The organism is Marinibaculum pumilum (assembly GCF_042646425.1).
GTDB lineage: Bacteria > Pseudomonadota > Alphaproteobacteria > Ferrovibrionales > Ferrovibrionaceae > Marinibaculum > Marinibaculum pumilum.
The window spans coordinates 59,103-83,707 of sequence record NZ_JBHRTR010000019.1 but is presented as its reverse complement, the minus strand read 5'-3'; the positions used below and the strand labels follow the sequence as shown (position 1 = coordinate 83,707).

23 protein-coding genes are annotated in these 24,605 nt (G+C 71.4%); 14 read left to right on the top strand and 9 right to left on the bottom strand.

What is annotated here, in order from left to right; all coding sequences use genetic code 11:
• Positions 1-111: 111 nt before the first annotated feature.
• Entirely contained in the window at positions 112-828 is a 717-nt protein-coding gene (locus ACFOGJ_RS07230) for a GntR family transcriptional regulator (protein WP_379899175.1), read from the bottom strand.
• Between the two features lie 399 nt (positions 829-1,227).
• On the opposite strand from ACFOGJ_RS07230, the gene cobG reads away from it, so the two are divergent.
• Genes cobG through cobJ form a run of 4 tightly spaced genes read left to right on the top strand, consistent with a single transcriptional unit; the run spans position 1,228 to position 4,649 of the window.
• A complete protein-coding gene (cobG, locus tag ACFOGJ_RS07225) occupies positions 1,228-2,490 on the top strand; it encodes a precorrin-3B synthase (RefSeq protein WP_379899174.1) in 1,263 nt (420 codons plus the stop codon).
• Entirely contained in the window at positions 2,480-3,112 is a 633-nt protein-coding gene (locus ACFOGJ_RS07220) for a precorrin-8X methylmutase (protein WP_449288578.1), read from the top strand. The genes cobG and ACFOGJ_RS07220 overlap by 11 nt, the downstream gene beginning before the upstream one ends.
• A 2-nt stretch (positions 3,113-3,114) precedes the next feature.
• Positions 3,115-3,885 carry a precorrin-2 C(20)-methyltransferase gene (gene cobI / locus ACFOGJ_RS07215; RefSeq protein ID WP_379899173.1) on the top strand — a complete coding sequence of 257 codons (771 nt, stop codon included), beginning with the start codon at positions 3,115-3,117 and terminating at the stop codon, positions 3,883-3,885.
• Positions 3,882-4,649 carry a precorrin-3B C(17)-methyltransferase gene (gene cobJ, locus ACFOGJ_RS07210; RefSeq protein ID WP_379899172.1) on the top strand — a complete coding sequence of 256 codons (768 nt, stop codon included), beginning with the start codon at positions 3,882-3,884 and terminating at the stop codon, positions 4,647-4,649. Before cobI ends, cobJ begins: the two co-directional genes overlap by 4 nt.
• Here cobJ and ACFOGJ_RS07205 read toward each other — a convergent pair.
• Entirely contained in the window at positions 4,610-5,389 is a 780-nt protein-coding gene (locus tag ACFOGJ_RS07205) for a cobalt-precorrin-6A reductase (protein WP_379899171.1), read from the bottom strand. The genes cobJ and ACFOGJ_RS07205 overlap by 40 nt on opposite strands.
• On the opposite strand from ACFOGJ_RS07205, the gene cbiE reads away from it, so the two are divergent.
• From cbiE to ACFOGJ_RS07160, 9 genes are all read left to right on the top strand, one after another.
• Positions 5,388-6,602: a precorrin-6y C5,15-methyltransferase (decarboxylating) subunit CbiE gene (gene cbiE / locus ACFOGJ_RS07200; protein WP_379899170.1), complete on the top strand. Its 1,215-nt coding sequence runs from the start codon at positions 5,388-5,390 to the stop codon at positions 6,600-6,602. The two genes, ACFOGJ_RS07205 and cbiE, sit on opposite strands and share 2 nt — an antisense overlap.
• Positions 6,599-7,387: a precorrin-4 C(11)-methyltransferase gene (gene cobM / locus ACFOGJ_RS07195; RefSeq protein ID WP_379899169.1), complete on the top strand. Its 789-nt coding sequence runs from the start codon at positions 6,599-6,601 to the stop codon at positions 7,385-7,387. The genes cbiE and cobM overlap by 4 nt, the downstream gene beginning before the upstream one ends.
• On the top strand, positions 7,384-8,712 hold the full coding sequence (locus tag ACFOGJ_RS07190) for a cobyrinate a,c-diamide synthase (RefSeq protein WP_379899168.1): 1,329 nt from the start codon (positions 7,384-7,386) through the stop codon (positions 8,710-8,712). The genes cobM and ACFOGJ_RS07190 overlap by 4 nt, the downstream gene beginning before the upstream one ends.
• Positions 8,709-9,485 (top strand): uroporphyrinogen-III C-methyltransferase, encoded by a 777-nt coding sequence (gene cobA / locus ACFOGJ_RS07185; RefSeq protein ID WP_379899167.1) that lies wholly within the window; start codon positions 8,709-8,711, stop codon positions 9,483-9,485. The genes ACFOGJ_RS07190 and cobA overlap by 4 nt, the downstream gene beginning before the upstream one ends.
• Entirely contained in the window at positions 9,482-10,246 is a 765-nt protein-coding gene (gene cobF, locus ACFOGJ_RS07180) for a precorrin-6A synthase (deacetylating) (protein WP_379899166.1), read from the top strand. Before cobA ends, cobF begins: the two co-directional genes overlap by 4 nt.
• Positions 10,247-10,297: 51 nt before the next feature.
• On the top strand, positions 10,298-11,047 hold the full coding sequence (locus ACFOGJ_RS07175; protein ID WP_379899165.1) for a nucleoside deaminase: 750 nt from the start codon (positions 10,298-10,300) through the stop codon (positions 11,045-11,047).
• Between the two features lie 133 nt (positions 11,048-11,180).
• Complete coding sequence (locus ACFOGJ_RS07170; protein WP_379899164.1) at positions 11,181-12,113, top strand: hypothetical protein; 933 nt, start codon at positions 11,181-11,183, stop codon at positions 12,111-12,113.
• The gene (locus ACFOGJ_RS07165; RefSeq protein ID WP_379899163.1) at positions 12,110-13,105 is read left to right on the top strand and encodes a hypothetical protein; all 996 of its coding nucleotides are present in this window, start codon (positions 12,110-12,112) and stop codon (positions 13,103-13,105) included. Before ACFOGJ_RS07170 ends, ACFOGJ_RS07165 begins: the two co-directional genes overlap by 4 nt.
• A gap of 197 nt (positions 13,106-13,302) precedes the next feature.
• On the top strand, positions 13,303-14,184 hold the full coding sequence (locus ACFOGJ_RS07160) for a hypothetical protein (protein ID WP_379899162.1): 882 nt from the start codon (positions 13,303-13,305) through the stop codon (positions 14,182-14,184).
• Between the two features lie 218 nt (positions 14,185-14,402).
• On the opposite strand, the gene ACFOGJ_RS07155 is transcribed toward ACFOGJ_RS07160, so the two are convergent.
• The 3 genes from ACFOGJ_RS07155 to ACFOGJ_RS07145 form a co-directional block, all read right to left on the bottom strand.
• Positions 14,403-16,385, bottom strand: a complete 1,983-nt coding sequence (locus tag ACFOGJ_RS07155; RefSeq protein WP_379899161.1) for a hydantoinase B/oxoprolinase family protein — start codon at positions 16,383-16,385, stop codon at positions 14,403-14,405.
• 2 nt (positions 16,386-16,387) lie between these two features.
• Positions 16,388-18,430: a hydantoinase/oxoprolinase family protein gene (locus ACFOGJ_RS07150; protein WP_379899159.1), complete on the bottom strand. Its 2,043-nt coding sequence runs from the start codon at positions 18,428-18,430 to the stop codon at positions 16,388-16,390.
• 158 nt (positions 18,431-18,588) lie between these two features.
• Positions 18,589-20,337: an N-acyl-D-amino-acid deacylase family protein gene (locus ACFOGJ_RS07145; protein WP_379899157.1), complete on the bottom strand. Its 1,749-nt coding sequence runs from the start codon at positions 20,335-20,337 to the stop codon at positions 18,589-18,591.
• Positions 20,338-20,636: 299 nt separating this feature from the next.
• On the opposite strand from ACFOGJ_RS07145, the gene ACFOGJ_RS07140 reads away from it, so the two are divergent.
• Positions 20,637-21,089 carry a glyoxalase superfamily protein gene (locus ACFOGJ_RS07140; protein WP_379899156.1) on the top strand — a complete coding sequence of 151 codons (453 nt, stop codon included), beginning with the start codon at positions 20,637-20,639 and terminating at the stop codon, positions 21,087-21,089.
• A gap of 186 nt (positions 21,090-21,275) precedes the next feature.
• Here the strand turns inward: ACFOGJ_RS07140 and ACFOGJ_RS07135 are convergent, their stop codons facing one another.
• From ACFOGJ_RS07135 to ACFOGJ_RS07120, 4 genes are read right to left on the bottom strand one after another with little or no spacing between them, the layout of a single operon-like run.
• On the bottom strand, positions 21,276-21,608 hold the full coding sequence (locus tag ACFOGJ_RS07135) for a DMT family transporter (protein WP_379899260.1): 333 nt from the start codon (positions 21,606-21,608) through the stop codon (positions 21,276-21,278).
• Entirely contained in the window at positions 21,608-22,486 is an 879-nt protein-coding gene (locus ACFOGJ_RS07130; RefSeq protein WP_379899155.1) for a hypothetical protein, read from the bottom strand. The genes ACFOGJ_RS07135 and ACFOGJ_RS07130 overlap by 1 nt, the downstream gene beginning before the upstream one ends.
• A complete protein-coding gene (locus ACFOGJ_RS07125; protein ID WP_379899154.1) occupies positions 22,483-23,595 on the bottom strand; it encodes an ABC transporter ATP-binding protein in 1,113 nt (370 codons plus the stop codon). Before ACFOGJ_RS07125 ends, ACFOGJ_RS07130 begins: the two co-directional genes overlap by 4 nt.
• The gene (locus ACFOGJ_RS07120; RefSeq protein WP_379899153.1) at positions 23,592-24,602 is read right to left on the bottom strand and encodes an ABC transporter ATP-binding protein; all 1,011 of its coding nucleotides are present in this window, start codon (positions 24,600-24,602) and stop codon (positions 23,592-23,594) included. Before ACFOGJ_RS07120 ends, ACFOGJ_RS07125 begins: the two co-directional genes overlap by 4 nt.
• Between the last annotated feature and the right edge of the window lie 3 nt (positions 24,603-24,605).

The following is a 24,605-nucleotide window of genomic DNA, read 5'->3' as shown; positions in this document are numbered from 1 at the left end:
CTGCTGCATTGTCCCAGCCTCCTTGTTGTCTCCCAGATGGTCGACCAAATCGTCGACCATCCGAGATGACGAGTCAATGCGGACCCGGGTATGCAACCCGATGACGTCGCGTCAATGGCCCTGCAACAGCCGGGTCACCCACGCCATATGCTCCTGGAACAGCCGTTCCGCCTGCCCGCCCGCGCCGGCGATCACCGCGTCATGGACGCCGCCGAAGCGCTGCGCATATTCGCGGAACGGCAGGGCCGGCATCAGCGAGGCCATGTGCCGGTGGGTATGCTCGAAATGGGCAAGCCCGATGAAGCGCCGGATGAACAGGTTGCCGCCGATCACGGCGGCAGCGCAGTGATAGTCCGCGATCGACATCAGGAATTCGTAGGTGATGCCGCGGCCGGCCGCGCGCTCGACCTCGGCGATACGCTCGTCCAGTGCCCGCCCGTCCGCACCGGCGGCAATGGCTTCGGCGGCGAGGCGCAGGCTGGTGGCCCCCAGGGTCGACCAGACCGCCACGAAGCCGCGCACGTCATCGGCATCCAGCCGGGTGATCCGCACGCTGCGGTTCTGCAGCAGTTCGATCACCCCTTCACCCACCAGCAGGTGCAACGCCTCGCGGACCGGCGCCTTGCTGAGGCCGAGTTCCTTCATCAGCTCCGCGGCGACGAGGGTCTGCCCGGGAACGTAGCGGCCCTGGCGTAGCCCCTGCAGGATGTGGTTGATGACGATGCGGCTGCTGGAAAAGGCCGGATCCGCCGGTCGCTCCCTCTCCACCGGCGATACGATCGGCCGGAGCGGACCGCGATCCGCCGCTTCCTCTCCCGGTTTCTCCATCTTCACGTCCGGAGATGCTCCCTTCACGAACAGCGCGCCGACGCCTAGCACGCGACCGAGCGCCGCGCCAGCAGGCGCCGGCAGGGGGGCATGCAAGGGGCCGGCTGCCTTGACAAATACGGTCGGGGCGCGAAGCTTCCGGGGCTGGCTCAGCTGCGCGGACTGGCGGGACGACGGCACATGCCGGCCGCCGACAACAGCGACATCCGCTGCCCGGCGGGGCCGCCGCGCCTTTGCCACGCCGCCACCGTCGGGCCGTGATCGGCACATGCCCCAGGAACAGCATCGATCCGTGTGACGGCTGTCCCCGGCTGTGACGGCTGTCCCGGCTGTGACGGCTGTCTTGCGGGGGCGCGCCGCCGCCGCACCGGCGCATGATGATTTCCGCGGGACATGGGTGTGAGACACAGCGAACCGAGCATCATCGAGCACCGGCTATGGGCCGGCGATACGCCGCAGACCCGCGGCTGGTGTCCGAGTGCGCTTCGGCCGATGCAGAGCGGCGACGGCTGGCTGGTCCGGATCAGCCCGCCGCACGGCGAGCTGCGGCCGGCGCAGGCCGCCGGGCTGGCCGCCGCCGCCCGGCGCTTCGGCAACGGGCAGCTGGAACTCAGCAACCGCGCGAACCTGCAGCTGCGCGGCGTCCGCCTCGACGACCATGGCGCGCTGCTGGACGACCTGGCCCGGTTGGGGCTGATGACTCCCGCCGAGGCGCGGGGCGACGTGCAGCTGCCGGTGGTCCTGACACCTTTCCATGACGGGAACGACGGCATGGCGGCCCTGGCGGCGGATCTCGCCGCAGCGGGCCGGCTGATGCCCGAATTGCCGTCGAAGTTCGGCCTGGCGGTCGATGCCGGGCCGCAGCGGGTCTTGGCCGCGGTACCGGCGGACATCCGGATCGAGCGCAAGGTCGATGGCGGCCTCATGATACGCGCCGACGGCGCATCCGCCGGCCGGTCCGCCGCGCCGGCGGGGATGCCGGCCCTGGCCGCCGCGATCGCCCGCTGGTTCGTCGACAGCGGCGGCGTGACCGCGGGCCGCGGCCGCATGGCGGCACATCTGGCGGCCGGCCACCGCCTGCCCGCGGAACTGACCGGCGATGCCCGGCCGACACCGGCCACTGCCCTGCCACAGCCCGGCCCCTGCCCCGACCGGCTGCCGGGCGGCCTGCTGGTCGGCCTGCCGTTCGGCGCCCTGGCCGCCGACGGCCTGGAAAGGCTCGCCGACACAGGCGCGACCCTGCGCCTCACCCCCTGGCGGATGCTGCTGCTGCAGGGTGTCGAGCGGCCGCCGGCAGGGTCGGACCTGATCATGGACCCAACGGACCCGCTGCTTCGGGTTGCGGCCTGCATCGGCGCCCCCGGCTGCGTACAGGCCCAGGGGCCGACGCGGCCCCTGGCCCGGGCCCTGGCGCGGCAGCTGCCGGAGGGGGCCCGCCTTCATGTCGCCGGCTGCAGCAAGGGCTGCGCCCATCCGGGGCCGGCGGACATCACGCTCGTTGCATCGCAGGACGGCTACGGTGTAGTGCCACGGGGCCGCGCGGGGGACCCGCCGGCGCGTCTCCTTCCCCGCCCCGCGACCGGCGCCGGCTGCGATCCCGACCCAGCCTATGCCGCGACCCTGGCCAGCCTGCGCGACCTGCCACACGAAGATGATCCATAGCTACGAAACCGACGGCTCAGCGATCTACGCCCGCTCCTTCAGCATCATCCGGGCAGAGGCGGACCTTGCGCGCTTCGATGCGGAGGAGGAGCCGGTCGTGGTGCGGATGATCCACGCCCTGGGCATGGTCGGGCTGGAGGCGCATGTCCGCTTCTCCGCAGGGATGGTGCCTGCAGCCCGCACCGCGCTGCAGGCCGGCGCGCCGATCCTCTGCGACGCGCGGATGGTGTCGGAGGGCATCACCCGCGGCCGCCTGCCTGCCGCCAATCCGGTGATCTGCACCCTGCAGGCGCCGGAGGTGGCGGAGCTCGCCCGGTCGCTGGGCACCACCCGCTCGGCAGCGGCGGTGGAGCTGTGGCGGCCGCACCTGGACGGCGCGCTGGTCGCGATCGGCAATGCGCCCACCGCCCTGTTCCAACTGCTGAACCTGCTACAGGACCCGGCGGTGCCACGTCCGGCGGCGATCGTCGGCTGCCCGGTCGGCTTCGTCGGCGCCGCGGAATCCAAGGCGGCGCTGCTGGCCAACCCGCCCGCCCCGGCGCTGGCGGTGGAGGGGCGGCTGGGCGGCAGCGCGGTCACCGTGGCCGCGGTAAACGCCCTGGCCAGCCGGTCGGAGCGCTGACCGTGACGGCGGAGCTCAATGCCGCGGCGGGACCGGGCATCACCTGCGTCGGGCTGGGCCCGGGCGATCCGGAGCTGATGAGCGTGCGCGCCGACCGCCTGGTCCGCGGCGCCACCGACATCGCCTATTTCCGCAAGGCGGGCCGCCCCGGCAAGGCGCGCCAGATCGTCGAAGCCATGCTGGCCCCCGGTGTGCGCGAATATGCGATGGAATACCCGGTCACCACAGAACTGCCGCTGACCGATCCCGCCTATCACAGCCAGCTGGCCGCATTCTACGAGGACTGGACGGAGCGGCTGGCCGACCTTGCGGCAACACGCAGGGTGATCGTGCTGTGCGAGGGGGACCCGTTCTTCTACGGCTCCTTCATGCACCTCTATATCCGCCTGCAGGGGCGGGTGCCGATGCAGGTGGTGCCCGGCATCACCGGCATGTCCGGCTGCTGGACCGCCACCGGCACGCCGATGGCCTGGGGCGACAATGTGGTCACCGTGCTGATGGGGACCCTGCCGGAGGCGGAACTGGTGCGCCATGCCGCGGCCGGCGACGCGCTGGTGTTCATGAAGCTGGGTCGCAACCTGCCGAAGCTGCGCCGGGTGCTGGCCGCGATCGGCCGGCTGGAGGAGGCCTGGCTGGTGCAGGACGGCACCATGGCGGGGGAGAATGTGCGGCGCCTGGCCGAGATGCCGGAAGCGACAGTGCCCTACTTCTCCATCCTCCTGGTGCATGGCCGCGAGCGGGTGCCGGCCGCGGCCGCGGTCGCCGCGCCATGACCGGCCTGGCAAGCGGGGGCCGGCTGGCGATCGCCGGACTGGGCCCCGGCGACCCGCGGCTGGTGACGCCGGAGGTCGCCGCCGCCCTGGAAACTGCGACCGACCTGGTCGGCTACGGCCCCTATGTGGCACGGGTGGCGGCCGGGCCGGGCCTGGCCGTCCATGCCTCCGACAACCGGGAGGAGCTGGACCGCGCCCGCCACGCCCTGGACCTCGCCGCGGCCGGCCGGCAGGTCGTGATCGTGTCCTCCGGCGATCCCGGCGTCTTCGCCATGGCCGCGGCCGTGTTCGAGGCGCTGGAATCCGGGCCGCCGGCCTGGCAGGCGCTGGAGATCGCGGTGCTGCCCGGTGTGACGGCGATGCTGGCAGCCGCCGCCCGCCTGGGCGCGCCGCTGGGCCACGACTTCTGTGCCATCAACCTTTCGGACAACCTGAAGCCGGCGGCCCTGATCGAGCGGCGCCTGCGGCTGGCCGCGCAGGCCGATTTCGCGATGGCGCTGTACAACCCGCGCTCACGGGCACGGCCGGAGGGCTTTGCCCGGGCGCTCGCCATCCTGGGCGAGGAATGCGGGGCGGACCGCCTGATCTGCTTCGCCCGTGCGGTCGCCACCGACGAGGAGCGGCTGTCGGTCGTGACCCTGGCCGCGGCGGTGCCGGAGATGGCCGACATGCGCACCGTGGTGATCGTCGGCAGTTCCGCCACCCGCCGGGTCGGGCGGCATGTCTACACGCCGCGCGGCAGCGTTCCGGCGGGCAGCGGATGAGCCAGCCAGCGCAGCACCTCCGCCACCTCGCCGACCCGCGGCCGGTCGGGGATCGGCGGCCGGTCGATCATCACCACCGGCAGGCCGAGCGCGCGGGCCGCCGCGATCTTGGCATGGGCGGCGCCGCCGCCGGCATTCTTCGCCACCAGGCGGGTGATGCCGCGCGCCGCCATCAGCGCCCGGTCGCCATCGACCGTGAACGGCCCCCGGTCCATCACGATTTCCGCCTGAGGCAAAGCGAGCGGCGCCGAAGGCGCCTCCACCATGCGCAGAAGGTAGGAATGTTGCGGCTGGGCTGCGAACAGGTCGACCTGCAGCCGGCCGATCGCCAGGAAGATCCGTTCCGGCGCGCCGGCCAGCGCCGCCACTGCCGCCGCCATGTCGGGCACCACCTGCCACTCGTCGCCAGGCTCCGGCGTCCAGGCCGGCCGCTCCAGCGCCAGCAGCGGCAGGCCGATGCTGGCGCAGGCGGCCACGGCATTGCCGCTCATCTGCGCGGCGAATGGATGGGTGGCATCGACCAGGGCGGTGAAGCCGCCGTCTGTGAGGTAGCGCGCCAGGCCCTCCGGCCCGCCGAAGCCGCCCACCCGCACCGGCAGCGGCTGCGGCCGCAGCGCGGCGACCCGGCCGGCATAGGAGAATTCGCCGTCGATCCCGGCCTCGGCACAGGCCCGCGCCAGAGCGCTGGCCTGTTCGGAGCCGCCGAGGATCAGGACTCTGTGTCGGGAAGCTCTGGACATGGCTGAGCGCGGCATGGACGGGGCCGCCGGGTCTCCCTGGCTGACGATCATCGGGCTGGGGGAAGATGGGCTGGACGGGCTTGGCCTGGCAAGCCGGCAGGCGCTTGAGCGGGCCGAGCTGGTGTTCGGCGGCCCGCGGCACCTGACCCTGGTCGGCGCCGGCGATCGCGGCCGGCCCTGGCCGGTGCCGTTCTCCGTGGCCCCGGTAATGGCCGCGCGCGGACGAGCCGTCGCGGTGCTGGCCTCCGGCGATCCGTTCTGGCATGGCGCCGGCGCGTCGCTGACCGCCACGCTGGATGCAGCGGAATGGGTGGCGCATCCGGTGGCCTCGACCTTCTCGCTGGCCGCCGCCCGCCTGGGCTGGCCGCTGGCGGACTGCCTGTGCCGCGCGGTGCATGCCGCACCGTTCGAGATCCTGCTGCGCGACCTGACCGCCGGCGCGCGGCTCATCTGCCTGGTGCGCGACGGCGCAGCGGTCGGCGAACTGGCCGCCTGGCTCACCGGGCAGGGCTTCGGGCCTTCGCGGCTGACCGTGATGGAGGCGCTGGGCGGCCCGCGCGAACGGCTGCGCGGCACGACGGCCGCCGGCTTCGACCTGGCGGAGATCGCCGCGCCGGTCGCTGTCGCCGTCGCGGCGGAAGGTGGCGCCGGTCTGCCGCACTGCCCGGGCCTGCCCGATGCGCTGTTCGAGCATGACGGCCAGATCACCAAGCGGGCGATGCGCGCCCTGACCCTGTCCGCCCTGGCGCCGCGCCCCGGCGAGAGGTTATGGGATATCGGCGCCGGTGCCGGCTCCGTCGGTATCGAATGGCTGCTGGCGGCGCGCGGGACCACCGTCTCCGCTGTCGAGTCCCAGGCGGAGCGGGCGGAACGGATCGGCCGGAATGCGGCGCGTTTCGGTGTCGCAGACCGTCTGGCGGTGACGGTTGCCACGGCGCCCGCCGGGCTGGACGACCTGCCGCCGCCGCAGGCGGTGTTCGTCGGCGGCGGTGCCGGCCCGGAGCTGCTGGACCGGCTGTGGGCGCTGATCCCGGCCGGCACGCGGCTGGTGGCCAACGCCGTCACCCTGGAATCCGAGGCGCTGCTGGCCGACTGGTCGGCCAGGGCCGGCGGCCAGCTGCTGCGGATCGGGCTGGCGGAGGCGGCGCCGCTCGGACGCAAGCGGGGCTGGCAGCCCGCACGGCCGGTCGTGCAGTGGAGCACCACGAAATGACGGTGCATTTCATCGGCGCCGGACCTGGCGCGCCGGACCTGCTGACCCTGCGCGGGCGCGACCTGATCGCCGCCTCGCCGGTCTGCCTCTATGCCGGCTCCCTGGTGCCGGACGGCGTGCTGGCGCATTGCCCGCCGGGCGCGCGGATCGTCAACACCGCGCCGATGGACCTGGACGGCATCGTCGCAGAGATATCGGCGGCCCATGCCGAAGGGCTGGACGTGGCGCGGCTGCATTCCGGCGACCTGTCGGTCTGGTCGGCGATGGGGGAACAGCTGCGCCGGCTGGACGCGCTGGGCATCCCCTACGACATCACCCCCGGCGTGCCTGCCTTCTCCGCCGCCGCGGCGGCCATGGGCCGGGAACTGACCCTGCCGGAAGTGAACCAGACGGTCGTGCTCACCCGCACCTCCGGCCGCGCCTCCGCCATGCCGCCGGGCGAACGGCTGGAGGCCTTCGCTGCCACCGGCGCGCTGCTGGCGATCCACCTGTCGATCCATGTCCTGGAAGATGTCGTCGCGCGCCTGCTGCCGCATTACGGGCCGGCCTGCCCGGCCGCCGTGGTCTGGCGGGCGAGTTGGCCGGAGGAGCGGGTCGTGCGCGCGCCCCTCGCCGAACTGGTGGCGCAGGTCGGCACGGCGCCGGAGCGCACCGCGCTGATCCTGGTGGGCCCGGGCCTGGACACGGATGCTTTCGGAGAGAGCCGGCTCTACGCCGCCGACTATGAGCGGCGCTTCCGGCCCCGCTCGGCCGCGGCCGGCAGCGGCGGGGAGGCGGAGGGATGAGCGGTACCACCGCCATGCCGCCCGGCCTGCTGGTCTCCGCGCCCGCCTCCGGCACCGGCAAGACCACCGTGATGCTGGGCCTGGCCCGCGCGCTCGCCGATCACGGCCTGGCGGTGCAGCCCTTCAAATGCGGCCCCGACTATATCGACCCGGCCTTCCACCGGGCCGCAGCCGGCCACCCCTCCTACAACCTCGACAGCTGGTCGATGGCACCGGCGCAGCTGCACCGCCTCGCCGGCGCGGCGTCCGGCGCCGACCTCGCCCTGGCGGAAGGCGCGATGGGCCTGTTCGACGGCGCCGCGGCGCCGGGCGCGACCGGCATCGGCGCCAGCGCCGACATCGCCGCGCTGACCGGCTGGCCGGTGCTGCTGGTCCTCGACGTGTCCGGCCAGTCGCAGACCGCCGCCGCGATCGCCCGCGGCCTAGCCGGTCACCGTACCGGGGTGACGGTCGCCGGGGTGGTGCTGAACCGGGTCGCCAGCCCGCGCCATGAACGCCTGGTTCGCGACGGCATGGCCGCCGCCGGCATCGCCGTGTTCGGCGCCCTGCCACGCCGGCCGGACCTGAGTCTGCCGGAACGCCATCTGGGCCTGGTACAGGCGGAGGAACGGCCGGACCTCGAAGCGGCGATGGCCGGTCTGGGCCGCTTTGTCTCCGAGCATCTGGACCTCGACGCGATCCTGGCCGCAGCCCGTTGCGGCGCCATCGTCACGACCGAAAGCCATGCGCAGCTGCCCGACCCGCCCGGGCAGCGCATCGCCCTGGCCCGGGACCGCGCCTTCTCCTTCGTCTATCCGCACCTGCTGGATGCCTGGCGGCGGGCGGGGGCGGAGATCCTGCCCTTCTCCCCCCTGGCGGACGAGGGGCCGGCGCCACAGGCCGATTGCTGCTGGCTGCCGGGCGGCTATCCGGAACTCCATGCCGGCGCCCTGGCCGCTGCCGGGCATTTCCGGCAGGAGCTGCGGGACTTCGCCGACAGCCGGCCGGTGCATGGCGAGTGCGGCGGCTACATGGCGATGGGCGCGGGCCTGGTGGACGGCGACGGGGTGCGGCACGAAATGGCCGGCCTGCTGGGCCTGGTCAGCAGCTTCGCGCAGCGCAAGCTGCACCTGGGCTATCGCCGGGCGGTGCTGGCGGCGCCGATGGCCGGCTTCGCGCCCGGCACGGCGCTGCGCGGGCATGAGTTCCACTATGCCTCCGTCCTGGCGCAGCCGGATCCGCCGCTGGCGGAGGTGCAGGACGCCGGCGGCGCGGTGGTGACCGAGACCGGTTCGCGCCGCGGCCATGCCACCGGCACCTTCTTCCACCTGGTGGCCGGATCATGAGCGGCAGCGGCGGCAAGGGCTTCGTCAGCTTCGTCGGCTCCGGTCCCGGCGATCCGGAGCTGCTGACCCTGAAGGCAGTCGACCGGCTGGGCCGCGCCGACGCGGTGCTGTTCGACGACCTGGCGGCAGGGCCGATCCTGGGCCATGCCCGCCCCGGCGCGGAGCTGGTCGGCACCGGCAAGCGGGCCGGCCGGATCTCGCCGAAACAGGACCAGATCAACCGCCTGCTGGTCGACTATGCCCGGCGCGGTGCCCGGGTGGTACGCCTGAAGTCTGGCGATTCCGGCATCTTCGGCCGGCTGGAGGAGGAGATCGGCGCGCTGCGCGCCGCCGGCATCCCGTTCGAGATCGTGCCCGGCGTGCCGTCGGGCATCGCCGCGGCCGCGGCGCTGGGCATCCCGCTGACCCGGCGCTGCACCGCCCGCCGGGTGCAGTTCGTGACCGGCCACGACCAGACCGGCCGCCTGCCCGGCGACATCAACCTGGCCGCCCTCGCCGACCCCGCCGCGACCACGGTGATGTACATGGCGAAGCGGACCTTCGCCGCCCTGGCGGAGCGGCTGCTGGCCGCCGGCCTGCCGGCCGACACGCCCGCGGTCTATGCCGAGAGCGTCTCGACCCCGGCGCAGCTGGTCCGCCGCGCCACCCTGGGCAGCATCGCCGCGGCGCTGGCGGATGCCGGCGACGGGCCGGCGCTTGTGCTCTACGGCCCGCTGGCCTTCGACGACGCGGCGGCCGACCCGGCGACGCCCCTGTCGGGGGAGGACGAATGACCGCCCTGTACCTGGTCGGCATCGGCACCGGCGATCCCGGCCACCTGACCCTGGGCGCCGTGGCGGCGCTGAACGGGGCCGACCTGATCCTGCTGCCGGTGAAGGCCGGCGAGCGCGGCGAGCTGGCAGCGCTGCGCCGCGCCCTCTGCGCCACCCATCTGCGCGACCCGGCACCGCCGGTCACGGCCTTCGAGATGCCGGAACGCGATCCGGCCATCGCCGACTACGATGCGCGGGTCCGCGCCTGGCATGACGGGATCGCCGCCCGCTGGGCGGCGGCGATGTCGGCCAGCGGAACCGCCCCCGCATCCGTCGCGCTGCTGGTCTGGGGCGATCCGTCTCTCTACGACAGCACCCTGCGCATCGCGGAACGGCTGCAGGCGAACGGGGCGATCTCGGCCGTGCATGTCGTGCCCGGCATCACCGCGATCCAGGCGCTCTGTGCTGCCCACCGGATCCCGCTGAACGGCATCGGCCAGCCGGTCCTGGTCACCACCGGCCGGCGCCTGCGCGCTGACGGCTGGCCTGCCGACATTCCGACCGTCGTCGTCATGCTGGACGGCCAATGCGCCTTCACCACCCTGCTCGACCGCAACCTGCACATATGGTGGGGTGCCTATCTGGGCATGGACCGCGAGATGCTGGTCGCCGGCCCGCTGGCGGATGTCTCCGACCGCATCCTGGCCGAGCGGCAGGCCGCGCGCGACCGGCACGGCTGGATCATGGACACCTATCTCCTGTCCGCGCCCGCGGACGAATGACGTTTAGCTGTCCGCGCCCGCGGACGGGTGACCCGGAAGGATCGGATTGCGATGAGCGAACGGGACGAAGGGCTGACCGCGATTCCCTGCGGGGAACCCTATGAGGGCGAGCCGCCCCTGCTGGACGGCCCGCGCGAACCCGGCTGGCTGCAGCCCTGGAGCGGCTTCGACCCGCACTGCACCCGTGCGGACCATGACTGTTCCCGCCTGCCCTCGCAGACCGCGAACATCAAGACCGCCGGCGCCTATGACGGCATCGAATGCGGCGGCAACCGCTGGGCGGAGATGGCGGCGGCGGAGGCGCGGCTGTCGGTCGACCAGGGCGGCGGCCCGTTCGGCGCGGTGATCGTGCAGGTCGACGACGAGACCGGCGCGGCGATCCGCTACTGGCGCAACCGCAACCGGGTGACCGCGACCTTCGATCCGACAGCGCATGCCGAGGTCTGCGCGATCCGCGACGCTGCGCGCGAACTCGGCGTCTACAATCTCGGCCGCATCGCCCGCGACGAGGCGCGCCTGCCGCAGGCCGGCGCCACCTCCACCTGCATCCTCTATGCCTCCGCCGAACCCTGCCCGATGTGCTATGGGGCGATCTACTGGGCGCGGATCCCGCGCCTGGTCTTCGCCGCCACCCGCTACGACGCAGCGGTGCAGGGGGTGGAGTTTTCCGACGAGGCGCTCTACCGGGAACTCTCGCTGCCCTATCGCGACCGCCCGGGCATCCGCGCCCGCCAGGCGACGATCCCGACATCTCTCGACGCCTTCAACCTGTGGAAACGCAGCGAGATCGTGCCCTACTGAAGCGGGCCAGGCGCGGACCGCCGGGACAGCAGCGATTTCCCGCGCCTACAGCCCAGGGTTGATTTTTCTTGACGAAGGAAGGAACATAAAGTAAACATTGATGGAACTTTCGTGGCTACCGGAGGAGGATTTGATGACCCTCAGGACGCGCCTGCAGAGCAGGGGATACCCGTCCCCCGCCGCCACATCGGCCTCGGCCTTTCTCCCCGACCTCTGGAGGTCTCTGGTCGGTGTCCGGCCCGATCCGGGATCTTCCTCCGCTGGCAAGTCCAATGCCGGCAGCCCACCGGAAGGCGTCGCACCCGACGGCATCTCGACCCGCCACCCGCCCCACCTCCCGCAACGTCCGGCGGCCTCCTCGGGCCGGCCGGCGGGGTCTGGCCACCACCTCTCCAACCAGCTCCCGCCCTGGGGCCGGTTGGGCGGCAACGGTGTGGAACCTCCTTCCGGTACACTTCCAGTCTTGTCTGATGCGCAGGACCGCATCGACAGCCTCAATGCCAACACACCTGCCCTGTTCGAGATCGCCGACAACCCGAACGCGGATGGATCCGAGCCATGGCATGAACTTGGCTGGCTAGGACGTGCCGCAGTTCTGCAGCATGACCACATCATCGCCGAAGAGGCACGGCGCCAGTTCCTCGATCCCGACCTGCTGCGCGCGGTGATCTATCTGGAGAATGCACGCGGCGCCTCCTATGGCATGCCATCCGACATCGCCTACGAGGCGATGCCCGACTGGGTGCGGGAAGATATGCTGAGCCATATCGGCCTGGACAAGCCGAGCATCCTGCCGATGAACATACAACCGTCGACCTGGGGGCCGCTCGGGCTCGACTCTCGCAGCGCATTCGACCCACAGACCAATATCCGCGCCGGCGCGACCCTGCTGCGGCGCATCGTCGACCGCGTCCCCAACCCGGATCCGGCCAAGATCGGCTCAATCTACAATTTCACCGGCCGGGAGAACGTGAACGACTATGGCGCCGCGCTCGCCCGCGTCTATCGCGAAAGGCCCTGGGAAGAGAGGCCCTGGGAAGAAAGGCCCTGGGAGGATCGGAGATGAGCATCTCCGGTCCGGCCGGAACCCTGGCGATGGCCGGACCCGGAGCAGACGGCAAAGGAGCAGACGGCAAAGGGAAGGACTGCCGCGCGGCCGGATATCCCCTGGCGGAGCGGCCAAACTGGATGCGGTTCGGCGACCGGTTGGGCCGCACCCTCGCCCTGATCTGGCTCTGCTGGCTGCTCTTCGCGTCGCTGGACTTCTGGCTGACCGGACAGCCGTTCTACGCCCTCTACCTGGGGCTCGCCGGAACGCCCGTAATCCTCCTCGCCGGATTCGCCCTGGTCCATCCTCTGTTGCTGCTCTCCAGCCGGCTGGCCGGCTGGCCGGCGGCAAGCACCAGCGGGATGGCCGCAGCTCAGGAGGACGCAGCACAGGAAGACGAGGTCCGCCGCGGCTGGCGGGCCAGGGCGGCGTTCTGGCTGCTCCTCGCCGGACTGCCCTGTGCCGCTGCGCTTGCCGGCTTTCTCCCCTACGTCGCCGAGATCGACCTGGTGGGACGGGATTTGTGCCGGTTCGAGCCGGCGGTGGCGGGGCAGTCCGCAGGCCTGGCGCTGCCGAGCGGCGAGGCAGAGCGTGCGTATTGCCGCCTGGACCCGGTGCTGGCCACGATCGCGGTCCTGCCCCTGCCCCTGGCGGTCGTGATGCTGACCGCCGTGCTGCTGACCCTGGTCCGGGGCGTCTTCTTCGCCCGCCGACTGGCACCAGGACGGCGCGGGCCTGGACCGGACGCGGGCTTTGCCAATCCGCTGCCAGGCGTCTTGGCCGGCACCGCAGCGCCCCTTCTGACCGGCCTGTACATCCTCGCCCTTGGCCTGCTGCTGGCGACCGGTCCGTCACAGGCCAGCAGCGAGACGCTGTGGCTCGTCAGCCTCTTCGCTCCTCTCCTGGCTCTGGCCAGCCTGCCCCCAGCCTGGGCGCTGATATGGCTTGGGCGACGGCTGTGCAGGGTGCTGCGCCCCGGAGCGCCGACCGGGCCGCATTCCCCGGAGTGAGCGGTGGCGGACTGAGCATTGGCGTGAGCGAGCATCGCGGCAGGGCTTCGAGATCCTGCCCTGCTGATACAGACCATCTTCCGGGCTGCCGCAGCTTCCGATGGCAAAGCCGGCGCTGATTTGGAGCCTATGGAGCACATTCAGGACAAGGGAACTTCGCCATGTTGCCATGTCTCCAGAAGCCTGCGCGGCGACGCATGGCATTTGGCGACCATGTCGGACCGGTGCTGCTTGCGGCATGGCTTGGCCCGGCACTGGTCATCGGCGCCTGGCCGATGTGGCACGGCAATCCGGAGGTCCTTGCTGCAGGGCTGACCGTGGCGGCTCCGGCACTGACGCCGACCGCCTTCGCCGTGCTGTACAGCGCTCTGTGGATCCTCGGCCGCGAGACAGGCTGGCCGTACCGTCCGACAGCGCGGGTGGCAGGGGCTTCGCGTGGACGTTCCGACCATCGCTCCCGCCAGGCCAATCGCTTCCTGCCAGACCATCGCTTCCTGCCAGACCTGGCGTTCTGGCTGCTGGTCGTCGGACTGCCAGGCCTGCTGTCGCTGCCGGTCGCGCTCAGCGCCGTCGCCAAAGCCCCACCGCCATACCCCGCCGGCCTGGAGGGCGGCGACCTGTGGACCCTCCTGCGGCGCGGCGTGACGGGAACCTTCCCGCTGGTGATGCTGCCCTGGTCCTGCGCCTGCGCAACGGCGGTCGGCCTGTGGCTCTGCGCCAAACGGCTGTCGGACCGGCGGCGGGGCGCCACGCCGGACCTGCCCCTCGCCGCGGATCTGGGCGTCGTGGCGCCGACCCTGGCTATCGGCTTCCTGCTGGCTGCCACCTTGGCCGTGCCGGCCGGCCGCCTCGCCGCGGGGACTTCGGACGGCGTTGCGGCCGCCGTCGTGCTGGCGGGCATGCTTGCGCTCTCCCTGGCCGCCGCCCCGTTTCTCTCCCCCGTCGCGCTGCCGGCCCTGCTGCTCCTGTACCGCTGGCGCCGGGGTCGGACCGGCCCCGGCAACCGCCGCCACCCGCCGACAGCGCCGGCCGGCAGCCAGCGGAGGGGTCCGGCCGGGAATCATCCGCTGGCTGTGTAGCGCCGCGCCATTCATCGCCCCAGCACCAATGTGCGACACGGCTGGACCGAGGCTGCGGCAGCGCTGGCGGCGAGCCCGCAGCTCCGGCTTGTGCTGGATAGCCCCCTGGGAACGGGTCAGGGACAGGGCACACGCCGCCGAAACGCAAGCGGGGGGCGGGAGCGTCCGCCGCTCCCGCCCCCCGCCTTCCTTGCGGAACTGCCGGCTGACGGCTGCCGCTATTCGGCCGCGGCCTCCGCCGGGGTGGAACTGTCGTTCCAGTAGGCGGCGGAGCGGATGTTGAACATTTCGCGGAACTGCTTCGTGGAGTTCGGCAGCACCTCGCCGGTCTCCCAGTCCAGCAGCACGGCGTAACGCCGGCAGCAGTCCATGGCGTCGATCTCGCCCGCCTTGAACATGCGGGAGACCTCCGCCGGGTCGGTGGTCAGCCAGTCGCGGCGCTGCCCGCGCATCTGCTCGCGCAGCTTGCGGGTGGCGGCATGGTCGACCTTGTACTCCGCCAGGTCGGCATCGACCGTCTCGATCACCACGCCATAGTCGCGGGCGGCACGGGCGATGGAGACATAATCGTCGGCGACATCCTCCTTCACCGCCTCGGGATCGCGGTCCAGCGGGTCGCCATAGCCGCCGCCGCCGGCCGTCGGGCGGGAGAACCAGTCACCCTCGACGATCGGCTCGTCGGAGAAGACGGAGCCCATCCATTCGTCGGCGCCGGTCGCCTTGCGGCGCAGGGTCAGGCCGTGCGGCATCGACGGCAGGCCGCCCTGCATGCCGAACACGATCGCCCGCTCGCGGTCGCAGATATAGGAGATCACCGCCTTGTCCGCCTTGGTCAGGAAGGTGGACTTCACCACCCCCATGCCGCCGCGGAACTTGCCGGGCCCGGCGCTGTCGGTGCAGATCTCGAAGCGCTGGGTGAGGATCGGGCTGCCGCGCTCCTGCCCTTCCACCGGCTGCGCCTGCAGGCCGGTGCCGAAGCAGGCGGTGGTCGGGCCGGAACCGTCGCGGCCGTTGCGCGCGCCCCAGCCGCCGGGCAGCCAGTCGTACAGCATGAAGACGGAATCGGTCGCCTTGTTGTGGCCGCCGGTCAGCAGGTATTCCAGGTTGAAGGTGCAGGCCATCGCCCGCTCCGGCATGATCCGCGACCAGGTCTCGTAGGTGCCGTTCATGATCTTCTCGTAGACCATCATGAAGCCGGTCACCGCGGTCGGCCATTGCGCGTTCACCACCGAGCCCTCGGGCGCGACCACCTTGATCGCCCGGTAGAAGCCGGAATTCAGCGGCAGGTCGGGGAAGAAGGTCTTCATCCCCCCGACGATGCCGGAGAAGGTGGTGCCGAAGGCGGAGTTGTAGAGGGTGCCGATGACGTCGTGGGAGCCGGAGAAGTCGTAGACCACGTTGTCGCCCTTGATGGTGACCTTGGTCTTGACCGGGATCATCCCCTCGCCGCCGGCCGGGTCGCGGTCGATGAAGTCCACCGTCTCCCAGCTGCCGTCGGGCAGGGCGGTGAGGCGCTGGCGCACGGCGCGCTCGACATAGTCCTGCACCGCGGCCATGCCGGCCTTCACGACCTCCTTGCCGTACTTCGCCACCAGCCGCAGGATCTCGCGCTCGCCGACCCGGGTCGCCTCGATCTGCGATTCCATGTCGCCGATGATCGCGGCCGGGTCGCGGGTATTGCCGGCGATCATGTCGGCGATGTCGCGGCGGAACTCGCCGGCATCGACGATCCGCACCGGCGTGATGCGCAGGCCTTCCTTGAACATCTCCTTCGCCATCACGTCGAAGGAGCCGGGGACGGAACCGCCGATATCCGCCCAATGGCCGTTCGCCTGGGCATAGCCGATCACCTCGCCCTCGGCGAAGACCGGCCGCACCAGGCGCACATCGTTGAAATGCGTGCCCCCGGTATAGGGGTCGTTGACGATGAAGACGTCGCCCTCGCGCATCTTCCCACCGAACACCCGGATCACGTCCTTGCAGGAATAGTGCAGGGTGCCGACATGGACCGCGATGTCGTAATTGCCCTGCGCGATGGTGTCGCCATTGGCGTCGTGCAGCGCGTTGGAGAAGTCGCGGTTGTAGATCACGAAGGAATAGCAGGTCCGCAGCACCTGCTCCGCCATCTGGTCGACGGTGTTGATGAAGGCGTTCTTCAGCACCTCGAAGGTGACGGGATGCAGTTCGGTCTCGGTTGCCATGGTCATGCCTCCTCGATCCGCATGATGATGTTCATGTACTGGTCGATCTCCGCCTTCACGCCGGGCGGGATCACCGTGGTGGAGTCCAGCTGCTCCACCACCGCCGGCCCGGCGAAGCTGACCCCGGCGGGGATCTCCTCGCGCCAGTAGACCGGCGTGTCGATGCGGCTCTCGCTCTCGTCGAAGCGCACCTGGCGGGTGCCCTTCGGCGCCGGCAGCTCGCCGCCGGTCGGATGCTTCGCCAGTTCCGCATGCGGGGTCTTGCCGATCGCCCGCAGGTTCAGCCGGTACAGCTCCACCGGCGCGCCGTCGCGGCGGAAGTTGAAGCCGCGCTCATGCTCCTGGTGGAAATGTTCCACCGCCTCGTCCAGGTCGGTGAAGGGGCTGCCGACGGTCACCGCCAGCGACCGCCACTGGCCCTGGTACATCATGTCGATGCTCCGCTGCAGCACCATGTCCTCCGGTGCCACGCCTTCCTGCGACAGCCGCTCCCGCGCCTCGCTCTCCAAGGCCTTGAACTCGGTCTCGATCTCGCCGGCATCGGCCTCGGCCACCGCCTTGATGTAGGAGAAGCCCAGGTCGTGCTGGATGTCGACCAGCAGGCAGCCCAAAGCCGAGGTGACCCCCGGCGCCGGCGGCACGATCACCGCGGGGATCGACAGCTCCTTCGCCAGCGCCGCGCCGTGCAGGGCGCCGGCACCGCCGAAGGCGACCAGCGCGAAGTCACGCGGGTCGTAGCCGCGGGTGATGGAGATCAGCCGCACCGCGTCCGCCATGTTGGCATTGGCGACGGAGACGACGGACAGGGCCGCTTCGTCCAGGCCCAGGCCCAGCGGCTCCGCCACGCCGGTGCGCACGGCGTCCTTCGCCTTCTCGATGTCCAGGTTGATCTGGCCGCCGGCCAGGCTGGTGCCCAGCCGCCCCAGCACCACATTGGCGTCGGTGTTGGTCGGCGTGGTGTTGCCGTTGCCGTAGCAGGCCGGGCCCGGCGTGGCCCCCGCCGATTGCGGGCCGTTGCGCAAGGAGCCGGCATCGTCGATCCAGGCGAGCGAGCCGCCGCCCGCGCCGATCGTCAGCACCTCGATGGAGGGGAAGCGGATCGGATAGCCGAACTCCACCGACCAGTCCTTGGTCACCCGGGTCTCGCCGTCATAGGCCATCGAGACATCGGTGGAAGTGCCGCCCATGTCCAGGCCGATGGAATTGCGGAAGCCGCAGAGCATGCCGATATGGCGGCTGGCGATGGCGCCGGCGGCGATGCCGGAGGCCGCCAGCCGGGCGGAGAAATCCTTCACCGTATGGGCGGTCATCACGCCGCCGCCGGAATGCAGCAGCAGCAGGTCGGACTTGTAGCCGTCCTCCGCCAGTTTGGAGCCCAGCTCCTCCACATACTTGCTGACCACAGGGGTCAGCACCGCGTTCGCCGCGGTGGTGGAGAAGCGCTCATGCTCGAAGATCTCCGGCAGAACCTCCGACGAGACCGAGATCGGCACGCCGGGCATCTCCTCCGTCAGGATCTCCTTCATCCGCTTCTCGTTCGCCGGATTGACGAAGGCGTTCATGAAGCAGACCGCGACCGAGGCGACCTGGCGTTTCTTCAGCACCCGCGCGACCTCGCGCGCCTCCGCCTCGTCCAGCGGGGTGACGATGGCGCCGGAGGCGTCGACCCGCTCCGACACGGTCAGCCGGTCGCGGCGGCGGATCGGCGGCGGCGCCACGTCGTGATAGGTGTCCCAGAGGTCGTTCTTGTCGGCGCGCCGGATCTCGATCACGTCGCGGAAGCCCTTGGTGCAGACCATCGCCCCGCGCGGATAGCTGCGCATGATCAGGGCATTGGTGGCGACCGTGGTGCCGTGGGAGAACAGGGTGACGTTGGAGAGGTCGACCTTGGCTTCCTGCAAGCCCCGCATCACCCCGTCGATCGGGTTCGGGGTCGAGGCGGATTTCGCCACCCGCAGGGCGCCCGTCGCCTCGTCCAGGACGTAGATGTCGGTGAACGTGCCGCCGATATCGACGGCGACACGGATGTTCTGAGCCTCAGCCACTTAAAGCCTCCAGATGGGCGGAAATCGTCACGAAAGCGACGATTGTAGGAGAATCTTGCAGCGCAGCAAGCGGGGCCGCGGCACGCCGCCAGCCCCCCGCCTCATGGCTGCAGGCGGCTCCGGCGGTACAACCGGGCGTGCCTGGCCCTGGGCAGCAATCAGCCGCGCGGCGCCGCCTGTGCCCCGCGCACCAGCCGTCCCGGCAGGGCGCCGGTCGCGGCGCCGTTCTCCATGATCACTTCGCCGGAGACGATGGTCGCGTCATAGCCCTCCGCCTCCTGCATCAGGCGGCGGCCGCCGGCCGGCAGGTCGTAGATCATGTGCGGCGGGCGCAGGGTCAGGCGGTCGAAGTCGATCAGGTTGATGTCGGCCTTGTAGCCGGGCTTCAGCAGGCCGCGGTCCTGCAGGCCCACGGCGGCCGCCGTGTCCGATGTCTGCGCCTTTACGATCCAGGGCAGGTCGAGCTTCGGCCCCCGGGTCCGGTCGCGGCCCCAGTGGGTCATCATCGTGGTCGGGAAGCTGCCGTCGCAGATGATGCCGCAATGCGCCCCGCCATCGCCCAGGCCCAGCACGGTATGAGGATGCAGCATCATCTCCCGCGCCGGCTCCAGGTCGAAGCCGGCATAGTTGAACAGCGGCACGTAGATGAATTCCCGCCCCTCGTTCTCCAGCAGGATGTCGTAGATCAGCTCCCGCGGGTCGCGCTGCTGCGCGGCGGCCTGGTGCTGGATACTGGTCTCCGGCCGCGGCTCGTAGTCCGGCGGGTCGCCCAGGCGGAACTGCTTGTCGAAGCGGGTCAGGATGTGCCGCACCAGGTTGGGCAGGCGGCCCGGTTCCTCCGCCATGATGCGGGCGCGGAAGTCCGGGTTGCGCATCGCCGCCACCCGCTCCGCCAGCGGCAGGTCCTTGATTTCCCGATAGGTCGGGTGGGCGATGAACGGGTGCGCGGAGCCCTGCAGGCCCAGAAGGGTGCCGATGGGCCGGCCGCAGACCTGCGCCTTCATCGACAGGCCCGCATCGTTGAAGGCGGTGATGCGGCCGAGGATATCGCGCCAGACGTCCGGCGCCGGGTCGGTCTGGCTCAAGGACAGGCTCAGCGGCCGGCCGGAGATGCGCATCATCTCCTGCAGCATGGCGAACTCGTCATCGACATCGGCATCGCCGACCCGCGCCCAGGCCACCACGTCGGAGATCACCTGCAGCACGCCACGGCCGGTGCGGCCGACCCCTTCCGCGATGCCGACCAGTTCCCGCGCCGCGGCGCCGTAGGACGGGGTCGATTTCCCGTCGCTGGTCTGGTGGTTGAGGCTGCGCGAGGTGGTGAAGCCGAAGGCGCCGGCCTCCACCGCCTCGGCCGCCAGGCGGGCCATCGCCGCGATATCGTCGTCGGTCGCCGGCTCCCTGTCCGCGCCGCGCTCGCCCATCACAAAGACCCGCAGCGCGCCGTGCGGCAGCTGCGCGCAGATGTCCAGGTCGTGCGGGATCGCGTCCACCGCGTCCAGATAATCCGGCATGGAGTTCCAGGACCAGGGCAGGCCTTCCGCCAGGGCGGTTCCGGGAATGTCCTCCACCCCCTCCATCAGGCGGATCAGCATGGCATGGTCGTTGTCATGCACCGGCGCGAAGCCGACCCCGCAATTGCCCATCACCACCGTGGTGACGCCATGGTTGGAGGAGGGGTTCAGATGGCTGTCCCAGGTCACCTGGCCGTCATAATGGGTGTGGATGTCGACAAAGCCCGGGGTGACCAGCCGGCCGTCGGCGGCGATCTCCCGCCGGCCGGCGCCCGCGACCTTGCCCACTTCGACGATGCGGCCGTCCCTGACCGCGACATCGCCGGAAAAGGCTTCCGCACCGCTGCCGTCGACGATGCGGCCGTCGCGGATCACCAGGTCGAACGCACTCATTCCATCCCTCCCGAGGGTTCGCCGGTCGCCGATGCGCCGGCCTTGGTTGCAGCCAGGATCGGCGCCCTTGAACGCCCGGTCAACAGATGTCGATTGACAGGCCTGTCGCCGGCGGCTAACCAGCGCGCCAGGGAAGGGGCCCCCGCCGCTCGCGGGCGAAAGCCATGGTGAAGCCCCCCGGGTCACACAAGGCCCGGCACTGACGATCCGCCTTCTGCGCCAAACTTCAGGCATGCGGACGGCCGGCAATGCGAGCCCCCGGACGACTGACCCGCATGCACGCTGGAAGAGGTGCTGCCATGGACGGATCCGTCCGCACGACCCCGGAAAGGGTCCCGCCCGTCGAGACGTTGAAGAGCCAGGCCCGCCGCCTGCGCGACAGCCTGCAGGCCGCCGGCACGCCGGTCAGCCATGCACAGGCGCTGGAGCTGCTGGCGCGGCAATATGGCTGCCGCGACTGGAACGTGCTGCATGCCGCCGCCGGCAACCGCCCGCCGCCGGCGCCGGTCCAGCTGGGCGACCGGGTGCGCGGCCGCTACCTGTCCCAGGCCTTTGCGGGCGAGATCATCGGCGTCCGGGAACTGGCCGAGGGCCGCTACCGGATCACCGTGCAGTTCGACGAGCCGGTCGACGTCGTGACCTGGGACAGCTTCTCCGCCTTCCGGCGGCGGGTGTCCTGCACCATCGACCGGCGCGGGCGGACGGCGGAGCGCACCTCCGACGGACGGCCGCATATGGAGCTGGCGTTATAGCGCGGGGCCGAAGCGAGCGGTGGCGTCACCGCATCTCGCCCCCGTCGTCCTCGCCCTTAAGGCGAGGACCCATTCCGCAAGCTCTGCGGCGCCTCACTGATGGCGGAATGGGTCCGCAGACGAAGTCTGTGGACGGCTCAAGGCCGGGGTGACGGTGGGTTGCGGGCGAAACGGCGTCAGTCCACCTCAATGGGCGTGGCTGTCGCCGAACAGGTTGATCACCACCACGCCGGCGATGATCAGGCCCACCCCCGCCAGCTCCGCCCAGGACGGCACCTGCCGGTAGACGATGGCCGCGACCGCGACGATCAGCGCGGTGCCCAGCCCGGACCAGATCGCATAGGCGATGCCGACCGGGATCACCCGCACCACCTGCAGCAGCAGCAGGATCGCTGCGCCATAGCCGGCGAAGACGATCAGGCTGGGCACCAGCTTCGTCAGGCCGTCGGCGGCCTTCAGCGCGCTGGTGCCGATCACCTCGGCCACGATCGCCAGGCCGAGCAGGATGTAGGCGCCGATCATCGCGACTTATCCTGGGGGCAGCCGCCCGGGGCGCCCGGCCGCGGGAACTGCACGATGCCGGTATCGGTCGGCACCCGGTAGGCGCAGCCGTCCGGCGCCACCGCGATCGCCCCGCTCACCTGGGCCTCCGTCTCTCCCACCTCCTCGATCGACCAGGCGCCGTCCTGCCAGCGCAGGCGGGCAATGCGGCGCCGCGCCTGGTCCGGCGCCACGATCCAGTTGGTGCCGCCGGGCACCGCATCGACCAAGGCGGTGTTCGGCAGGGCGCTGCCGAAGCGATGGGTGGACCAGCCGGGCAGCTGCGCGGCCTCCGTCAGGTCGGCGCTGCCGGGCGTGTAGCGGTAGAGCCGCAGCACGCCGCCGATATGCGGCGTGGTGACGACGGCCAGAAGCGGCGCGCCGCCCCGGCCCCAGGGCACCGGCCCGACCGGCGACAGCCAGCGGTGGAAGCCCAGGGCCGGACCCTGCGCCAGGCGCCGCAGCTCCCCGTCGGCGGTGCCGTAGAGCGCCAGCCGGGCGCCGCCCTCCAGATCCGTCTCCACCACCGCCAGTTCCGCGGTCCCGTCGCCGTCGGCATCCCAGAAGCGGACCTCCCGGTCCTCGAACACCCGGTCCTCGGGCAGCACGGCCACCAGGCAGTCCATCCCACGCGCCTGCGCCGCCGGTCCCTGCAGCACCAGTACCCCGGGTTCCGCCGGTTCGCCGAAGACGCCATGCCGGTAGCTGTCCCGCGGATCGGCGAGCCAGGCACGGTCACCGCCATGCGCCGCCACCTGGCCCACCGGCGCCAGGCCCGGACAGGCCGGCGCTTCGCCGGCGGCCGGGGCCGCAGCCAGGATCGACAGCAGCAGCGGAAACAGGAACCTGGCGGTCACGATGCGGTATGCAGCGCGCCGGTCGTCCCGGCGGCGCCGGCCAGCCCTGCCCGGGCCAGTTCCGCATCCAGCCGGCCTTCCTCCACCGCATGGCAGGCCACCAGCGCCTCGCCGCCCCCCGGCACGGGTTGCGACAGGGCCTGCGGCCGCTCGCTGCGGCAGCGGTCGTTGGCGAACGGGCAACGAGGGTTGAAGGCGCAGCCCGGCGGCGGTGAGATCGGGTTCGGCACCTCGCCCTTCACCGGCTGCCGCGCGCGGCCCGACATGCCCAGGTCCGGCACCGCATCCAGCAGCATCCGGGTATAGGGATGCCGGGGACTGCGGAACAGCTGCTTCGCCGGCGCCACCTCCACCAGGCGGCCCAGATACATCACACCGATGCGGGTCGCCATGTGGCGCACCACCGCCAGGTCGTGGCTGATGAACAGGTAGGTCAAGCCGAACTCGTCCTGCAGGTCGCGCATCAGGTTCAGGATCTGCGCCTGGACCGACACGTCGAGCGCCGAGGTCGGTTCGTCGCAGACGATAAATTCGGGGCGGTTGGACAGCGCCCGGGCGATGCAGATCCGCTGCCGCTGGCCGCCGGAGAATTCGTGCGGGAATTTCCGCCCGTCGGCGGCGTCCAGGCCGACGGTGCGCAGCAGGTCCGCAACCCGGTCCGCGATCTCCGCCTTGTCCTGCGCCATGCCGAAGGCGCGGATCGGCTCCGCGATGATATTGTCGACCCGCCAGCGCGGATTCAGGCTGGCATAGGGGTCCTGGAAGATCATCTGGAAGCGCCGCCGCAGGCGGCCCAGCGCGCCGGCATTGGCCGGGTCGCCGATATCCATGCCCTCGAAGGCGATGCGGCCGGCGCTGGGCGGCATCAGGCCGACCACCAGCCGGGCCACGGTGGACTTGCCGCAGCCGGATTCGCCGACCAGGGCGAAAGTCTCGCCGCGGTTGACCGTGAAGCTGACCCCGTCCACCGCTTTCAGGTGCAGGCGCGGCGCCCCCTCCAGAAGCCGGTTGAGGAACGGCTTGGAGACGTCGAAGACCCGCCGCAACTCGTCCACCTGCAGCAGCGGTGCAGCCGCCAGCGGCTCGGCATCTGCAGCAGCGACGCTCACGACCGGCCCTCCGCCAGGGCTTCCGGAACCGCGTCCTGCAGCGCCAGCCAGCAGGCCATGTCTGTGCGGCCCGCCGGCATCGGCTCCGGCCGGTCGACATGACAGCGGTCGAAGGCGTGCGGACAGCGCGGATGGAAGGCGCAGCCGGGCGGGATCGCGGTCAGGCGCGGCATCGCGCCGTCGATCTGCACCAGCCGCGCCTCTTCGCTGTCCAGTTTCGGGATCGAGCCCATCAGGCCCTGGGTATAGGGATGGCGCGCATGACGGACCACGGCGTCGACCGGGCCGATCTCCGCCAGGCGGCCGGCATACATCACCGCCACCCGGTCCGCCGTTTCCGCGATCACGCCCATGTCGTGGGTGATCAGCATCACCGCCGCGCCATGTTCGGCACAGATCCGCTTCAGCACGGCGATGATCTGTGCCTGGACCGAAACGTCGAGCGCCGTCGTCGGCTCGTCGGCGATCACCAGCTGCGGTTCGGCACAGAGTGCCAGGGCGATCACCGCACGCTGCCGCATGCCGCCGGAGAACTGGTGCGGATAGCTGTCCACACGCTCCGCCGGGGCGGGGATGCCGACCTCGGCCAGCAGGTCGATCGCCCGCCGCCGCGCCGCCGCCGCACCCAGGCCGGTATGGGTGACGATGGTCTCCACCAGCTGCTCGCCGATCGTGAACAGCGGATTCAGGCTGGTCAGCGGGTCCTGGAACACCATGCCGATATGCCGGCCGCGGATCTTCCGCATCCGCGACGGCGGCAGGTTGTCGATCCGCTCGCCGTGCAGCCGGACCTCGCCGCCGCCGATCCGGCCCGGCGGCTCCAGCAGGCCGATCACCGCCGCCCCGGTCAGCGACTTTCCGGCGCCGGACTCGCCGACCACCCCCAGTACCTCGCCGGCGGCGATGTCGAACGACAGGTCGTCGACCGCGCTCAGGGTGCCGCGCCGCAGCGGGAACTCCACCCGCAGGTTGCGGACCGACAGGACCGGTGTGGCTGTTTCGGCCATCGG